This window comes from Sulfuricurvum sp., assembly GCF_022759005.1.
Classification (GTDB): Bacteria; Campylobacterota; Campylobacteria; order Campylobacterales; family Sulfurimonadaceae; genus Sulfuricurvum.
This window is the reverse complement of record NZ_JAEMQA010000126.1, coordinates 32454-40185: the sequence shown is the minus strand read 5'-3', so window position 1 is coordinate 40185 and position 7732 is coordinate 32454. Positions and strand designations below refer to the sequence as shown.

Annotated in this window: 1 protein-coding gene and 2 pseudogenes; 1 reads left to right on the top strand and 2 read right to left on the bottom strand. The window is 47.9% G+C overall.

What is annotated here, in order from left to right:
* Positions 1–376 (bottom strand): annotated as a pseudogene (locus JHC35_RS07890) (2-isopropylmalate synthase); the annotation flags it as partial.
* Between the two features lie 93 nt (positions 377–469).
* The gene (locus JHC35_RS07885; protein ID WP_295043895.1) at positions 470–1036 is read right to left on the bottom strand and encodes an outer membrane beta-barrel protein; all 567 of its coding nucleotides are present in this window, start codon (positions 1034–1036) and stop codon (positions 470–472) included.
* Between the two features lie 178 nt (positions 1037–1214).
* Here JHC35_RS07885 and JHC35_RS07880 point away from each other — a divergent pair.
* Positions 1215–7732 (top strand): annotated as a pseudogene (locus tag JHC35_RS07880) (hypothetical protein); the annotation flags it as partial.

The following is a 7732-nucleotide window of genomic DNA, read 5'->3' as shown; positions in this document are numbered from 1 at the left end:
GGACAATCGCTTTTTTGACCCCCGCGAGCGCTTCAAATGTTTTGTCGATCAAATGTTCGCGCGCCTGGACGAGAACTTGAACCGTTACATCATCGGGAATCAATTTTTGCTCGACCAAGGTGCGCAAGAAATCAAATTCTACCTTTGATGCAGAAGGAAATCCCACCTCAATGTTTTTAAATCCGATTTTCAGCAAGAGGTTGAAGAGAGAGAGTTTTTGTTCCAAATTCATCGGGGTGATCAACGCCTGGTTTCCGTCGCGAAGATCGACACTGCACCAGATCGGAGCGTGCGTAATGGTTTTGGACGGCCAAGTTCTATTTGGCAAATCAACTTGAGGATACGGGCGGTATTTGCCCATCGATGCGTGTTTCATACTGAAACTCCTGTAATAATCTCTCCCCATTGCCCTTGCTGAGGCAAATGAGTGGCGTGATTATAGCAAAAAGCTCTTGTATCGAATTGAAAATTAAAATTCGTAGTTTAGACCGACGTAGGGCTTGATCGCCGATCCTCTCATCTCATACGTCAACGAACCGTCCGATACGTTATCCCAACGGCGATAAACATAGTCACATCCGACCTCAGCGGAAACGCCTCCGATGAGTTTGTACAGTATTCCGGCACCGATATTCGAACTAATCTCTTTGACGTTATCCATCACGGCATGTTTGGAATCCATTTTTCCATAGCCGATACCGATTTTGATAAAAGGGTACAAAGATGATGTGATTTCAAACTCTTTAATCAAATCAATCCCCCCCTCATACAAAGTCGTCCCTGTACTATTTGGTGGAAATACCTTTTCGTCATACTCTATTTTTGAAAAGGTAAGTTGTACTTTTGTCGCTTCATCCGCTTCGAATCCGACTTTGACTTTTACCTCATTGTACCGATTGTCATTTTTGAAAGTTGCCCGTTCAACACTCATTTTATCCGTATTATCGGCTGATCCCACATCAACTCCAACGTATATTCCGCTATCATTGGCCATCAAAGCACTCGTCATCATCATTGCCGCTACTATCTTTTTCATCCAAAACCTTGATTTTAAAACTTTTTATCTCGTACAAAGATTATAGGTTTTAGATACGAAATTAATCCTTAATCATTACTTTTTATACCATTTTGTGAAAACACTATTTCTCTCTTAGTGTATAATATCAACCAGAACTACCAACCTATGGGTTTTATGGAAGCATAAAAGGATATTGATGAGTAATGAACTTCAAATAAATTACGGCAAAAACAATATTTCGCTCAATAGCGTCCCTAAAGCAGGGGAAAATATCAATATCTATCTGCGCCCCGGCGATGAGCTCAAAAGTACCATCAATTTAGCCAACGCAACGTACCAAATCGTCGATACGGATGTTGTTGCAACACTACCAAATGGGGGGAAAATCACCTTTGTTTCATTGGGTATGATGGCGTTTGAAGAGCTTCCTCCCATCATCAAAATTCCGGGAAATGATAAATTTACCGTCAGTGATATTTTGAACAAAGTCAACAATATCGTTCAAACAACCAAAGATTCTCTCCTTGCTTCAGGAGACATCACCCCGATCAATGTTGACAAAACAACGCAAACATCCCAAAAACAGACGAATGAAAAAGTTACCGATTACAACGCCTATTACGTCGATCCGCAGCCGAATATAAAGCCCCAAGACGAAGTCGGTCCAAAAAACGAGTCTGGAAAGTACCTCAAAGAGGCACCCGATTTCACCAGCACACAAAATGCGAGTTCTACAGAAACCCATAAATCCGATTTGACAGAAACACAAAGCAAATCCCAAGACAATGTTGCTGACGTCTCCGCTGCACTTTCCTTTGATATCGGTTTTTACCAAATCAAAAGCTCCGATTCTACGTCCGGCGGCATTACAACCGTTTTAGGGGGGACTGGGAGTGCGCTGGGGAATGTCAGTAAATCGGCAAGCGCACAATTTCAACCTGAAACGCTCGATTATCGCAACAGCGCCAATCCTGATGTCATTACGGCAGACAATCCCGCATTCATTGATGTTAACGGAACCTATCTCACCAAATTAGTTCGACTCAACATATCACAGCCTGTCGGTTTTGGAATAACTGATATTACGATTACAGGGCTTTCAAGCGGGTACCAAATATTGAACGCCGACGGAACGTCCGCCAATTCCGTTGGCGGAGGTTGGAGTCTTCAAAAAACCACCGGGTTTACCTCTACCGCCAGTGACGGCGGGGAAATCATTGAGTTTTATATCCAATACAGACCATCCGATATCACTCCCAACCTCGATACGCTGATGCAGGTCGATTTGACCTCGCACTTTGATCTTGCCAATGTTCCTTTGGCCAATCAGGGATCCGTAGTTGTACCGGTTCTTGATACCCTAACTAGTTCCAAAGACGTAGGGGTTATCGTAAAAACAGTAAACTCTGAAGCAGACTATACCTATACGGGACGCTATCAAACCGGATTTGTCCTTGATACGACTCCGAATGAAAATATCATTTATACCGGAACACACGATTCAACGGTCTATGGCGGGCTTTCAAACGATACGATTTATGGAAATATCGGGGATGATACTCTCAACGGCAATAAAGGGAACGATACTCTTAGTGGAGGAGCCGGAACCAATATTATTGACGGTGGAGATGGATTAGATACACTCGATTACTCTTTTATAAGCAAATACAGCGATGATTTTCTCTTTGCAAACAGCGGATATTCCAATGACAATGCCGGAGTTATCGTTGATCTGAAAGCGGGTACCGGAAGCGGTGCGACCGTCTACGATTCCACTGCAGATATTGCCACGGGAGAAACGTCGTTAAGCTTCACAGATACCCTCACCAATCTCGAATACGTAGTCGGTTCGAAATACGACGATACCATTCGGGGAGACGGCAATGCCAATAAACTCCAGGGGGGAGAAGGAAACGATACGATCGAAGGGCGTGGAGGTGCCGATTGGCTCGACGGCGGAGCCGGTAACGATTGGCTGATCGGAAGTACTGAGGATACGATCATCGATGGAGGAGACAACACCGACACCGCCGATTTTTCAAACAATTTAAACGGGATCAACGTTACTCTGAACAATTCAAGCAACGGTACGATCGTCAATATCGGGGGAACGGCAACCTCCACATCGACTAAAATCAAAAATGTCGAAAACATTGCGGGAACACAGTACAAAGACATCATAACCGGAGACAACTCCAATAACCTTTTAATCGGGGGTTATGATCATTCAGCCACCGCCATCACCAGTGATGATGATACGATTTCCGGTGGGACGGGTGCCGATACGATCGTCGGTGACATGATGATTGATGCTCTGATTGCAGGGACCCTCTATACTGGGAACGACGTTTTGAGCGGTGGGTCTGAGAACGATACGATTTATGGAGATTCCGCCCCTATTTTAAGTACCTCAGTCCTCGTCGTTGAAGCGGATCAAAGCCAAGAGTATATTGTTGATGGAACGACAACTCTAGCGACTGTTGTCGGGGGGAATGATATCCTCAAAGGGGGGAGCGGAGATGATCTACTTAATGGGGGAAGCGGCTACGATACCGTTGATTTTAGCGCTTCATCCGCAAAAGTAGTCGTCAATTTAGGACTATCCGGCTCTATCGGTTCGGCAACCGGAGAGGGGAGCGATCGATTACTGAACCTAGAAAACATTATCGGATCGGCCTATGACGATACGTTAGCGGGTAATGAGCTGGCAAATACTCTCAATGGAGGGAGTGGAGGAAGCGACTGGGTCGATTATGGCTATGCGGGCAGCGGTGTCACCATCGATTTAGGTACAGGTTCCGCAAATGCCGGAGGTGGGGATACAGATACCCTTGTCTCGATTGAAAATATTCTCGGCTCAACTCACGGCGATACGATAACCGATAAAAGCGGTACGGCAAATACATTGCGTGGATTAGATGGGAATGATCTATTCTTTTCCCATAATGAAGGTTTAGACACCTTTGATGGCGGAAACGGGATAGATACCGTCGACTATTCACTCTCGAGCGGCAATCTTCATGTGACCCTCGGCGGCAGCACCAATATAGACACTCTGATTAATATAGAAAATGTAATCGGAGCCGCAGGAGATGATACATTAGTCGGTGATACCAATACGAATATTCTCAGAGGGATGGCAGGCGCAGATACTCTGATGGGCGGTGCGGGGGCCGATACGCTCGATGGAGGATCAGGGCAGGATATGGCCGATTATTCGACATCAAACTCGGTTACGGTGAATCTCGCGGCCGGAACGGTGATCGACGGGCTCGGTTCTACCGATACCCTAGTCGACATCGAAATTATCAAAGGCTCAAGTTCAGCCGACATTATGAGCGGTTCAAGCTTATCCGACACCCTCATCGGGAGCGGCGGAAACGATACCTTTTTTGCCAGTGCAGGCGGTGATATTTATTATGGAAATGACACCTTAAGCAGCACTGATGCAAGCTCAAACGCTGACAGAGTCGACTACTCTGTTGCCATCGCGGGAGTTGACAATATATTTGTCAATCTCTCCGCTAATGCCGTGTATCTGCGCGACGCCTCCAAAGCAACCGTATCGACCGATACTCTAAACAGTATCGAAGAGATATACGGTACTGCCGGTGATGACACCATGATCGGGCGCAGCAGTTCGATCAATATCCTATCAGGCGGCGACGGCAACGACACCCTCACCGGAAATATCGATGGGGACGTATTGGACGGTGGAGCCGGTACCAATGTGGCCGACTACTCCGCGCGCACTCAAAATCTCACGGTTGATCTTAGCGCATCGTCCAAAAATATTTATGTGACCGGAACCACCGCGAATGCAACGAACTCGGATACGCTAACGAACCTCCAAAACGTCACGACCGGAAGCGGCAACGACAAAATCACCGGAAACAGCGCCGATAATATCATGAGCGGAGGTGCGGGCAACGATACCTTTATCGGGGGTGCGGGTGATGATACCTTTATCGGAGGAACTGACACTACCCATGACAGCGGTAACGATACAGCCGATTACTCCGCTTCTATCACCGCTATCGATGCCGATCTCACACGCGTTAGCGGACAAGTTGTCGGCAATGCCTCTACCGATGGAACCGACACCCTCTACGGCATCGAAAATATCATCGGTACGGCGCAAAATGACACCATTACAGGTGATGCGAACGCCAATAGTCTAACCGGCGGAGCCGGAGATGACACCCTTCGCGGTAACGGAGGAGCCGATCAAATCAGCGGCGGAACCGGAAACGATACGATATTCGGCGGATATGACGGGGACATCATCGACGGTGGGAGCGGTGCATCAGAGAGAAACACCGTCGATTACAGCGGTTTTGCGACCGATGCGACGGTTAATCTCAATACGGCAAAAGGGTATCTCAACGCAACACCATCCATAAGTGATTCGATTAGCAATATCCAAAATGTGATCGCCGGAAGCGGAAACGATATCCTCATCGGCAAAAGCGGTGTAGCCAATACCCTCTTGGGAGGTAGCGGAAACGATACCCTCAGCGGTAATCTCGACGGAGACCGATTGGATGGGCAAGCCGATACGGCCGGAGATACGGCCGACTATAGCGCATATACTGCGTCTACCAACATTACCGTCGATATGGGTGCACAATCCATCGCCCAAACCGGAAGCGCTACCGCAAAAGACTATTTTGCAAATATCGAAAAAATACAAACCGGAGCGGGAGCCGATACGTTTAGCGTTAACACAGCGTTTGATGGCGCGTCTTATACTCTCGATGGGGGATCAGGGAGCGATACCCTCGATTACAGCGCTATTTCTGAAGTGATCAATGTCACACTCAACGGCTCTACTTATACGACCGTTACTGTCGGCACAGCCGGCGGCAATGATGAAGTCATTAAAAACATCGAAAACATTAGCGGCTCCAAAGTGAACGATACGATCACGGGAGATGCTCAAAACAACAAATTGTACGGAAACGAAGGGGATGATACCCTCGATGGCAGTGCAGGAAATGACCTCATATACGGCGGAGACGGCAACGACCTGATTATCGGAGCGATAGACGGAGCATCGGACTCTTACTACGGAGATGCGGGAACAGCCGATAAAATCGACTATACCGCAGTCACTTCCAACATCACGTTGAGTAGCGGAACAACCGTCACCGATAGCACCAATAGTATCGGAACAGATACCTTAAACGCTATAGAAATTTTCGATTCCGGTAGCGGCAACGATACCCTTGGCGGCGGTAGTGCGGATATGATCTTCTACGGTAATCTGGGTGCAGATAAGATCACCGGCGGCAGCGGCAACGATATCATTTATGGTGATAATGTGACCAATAGCGATGGAGCAAGCGACGGAAGTAATACCCTATCAGGAGGTGCGGGGATCGATACCTTGTATGCAGGGAATGGAGGCGATATTCTCAGAGGAGACGCCGGAAATGATACCATGTACGGTGGTGCCGGTATCGATACCCTCGACTATGCAACCAATAATATTGCCATCTCTGCTCAGCTGAACCTAGGGATCATTACGGGCGACGGTCTTGATGTGGTTGATACCACAACCATCGAGATTTTACGCTCCGGCACGGGTGCCGATACGATCACCGGTGGAGACAGCGGTATTTTAACAACAATCTACACCGGCGGGGGCAATGACATCATCAATGGCGGAGCGCTTGCTGAAAAACTCTACGGCGAGGCGGGAAATGATACTCTGCGCGGTGGCAGTGGAATCGACACCCTGTACGGCGGAGCCGGAAACGATCTACTCTACGGTTCGATCGACGGGGATAGCGTTTACGGTGACAACGGGAGCGGGAATATCGCCGCAACCAATGATACACTCGATTTTTCCGATATAACGACCGATTTAGCGATCGACATGAGCACCCAATCCACAACCGGCGGAACGGTCAATACGAATGCAAGTATTTTCTTCGAATTTGAAAATATCACCGGCGGCAGCGGAAATGATACGATTAAGGGTGATGACAATGCCAATACCCTAAAAGGGGCGGCAGGAAATGATACTTTTTTAGTGAGTAACGGCAGCGATGTTATTGATGGCGGGCTGGGTATCGATACTCTCGATTTTTCAAGCCGCAACACGTCGGTGAACGTGAATCTCGCGACGTTGCAAATTATCAACAATGGTAACGGTGAAACACAATCGATCCAAAACATAGAAAATCTCGCCGGCGGTAATGCCGGCGATACGTTATATGGGGACAGTGCAGTCAATCTCATCTACGGAAATCTCGGCGCCGATCGCATATCCGGAAATGACGGCAATGATATTTTGTACGGAGATGATGCCACCAACTCTCACGGCGGTTCAGACGGACACAACACCATTGATGGCGGAGCGGGCAATGATACCCTCTATGCCGGAGACAGTGGCGATACGCTGATGGGAAGCGCAGGAAATGATATCCTCAAAGGCGCTGCAGGAGATGATCTTCTCCAAGGCGGAACGGGAGACGACACTTTGGATGGTGGCGGCGGAACGGATATTGCCGATTATCGCAGTGCGACGGCCAAAGTGGTGATTACCGCCGATCTCGTCGATGCGGCTAATTTGACAACGGGGACATCCAGCGGAACCGAAGGGACCGATATTATTACCAATACCGTTGAAGTCGTCTACGGAAGTTCTGGCTATGGCGATACGATGGTGGGTAACGCTAATGCCAATACCTTTTACGGTTGGGGCGG

What these genes read in the sequence shown, in the direction of transcription:
- JHC35_RS07885 (WP_295043895.1), bottom strand. Translation starts at nt 1,036, where the DNA reads ATGAAAAAGATAGTAGCGGCAATGATGATGACGAGTGCTTTGATGGCC.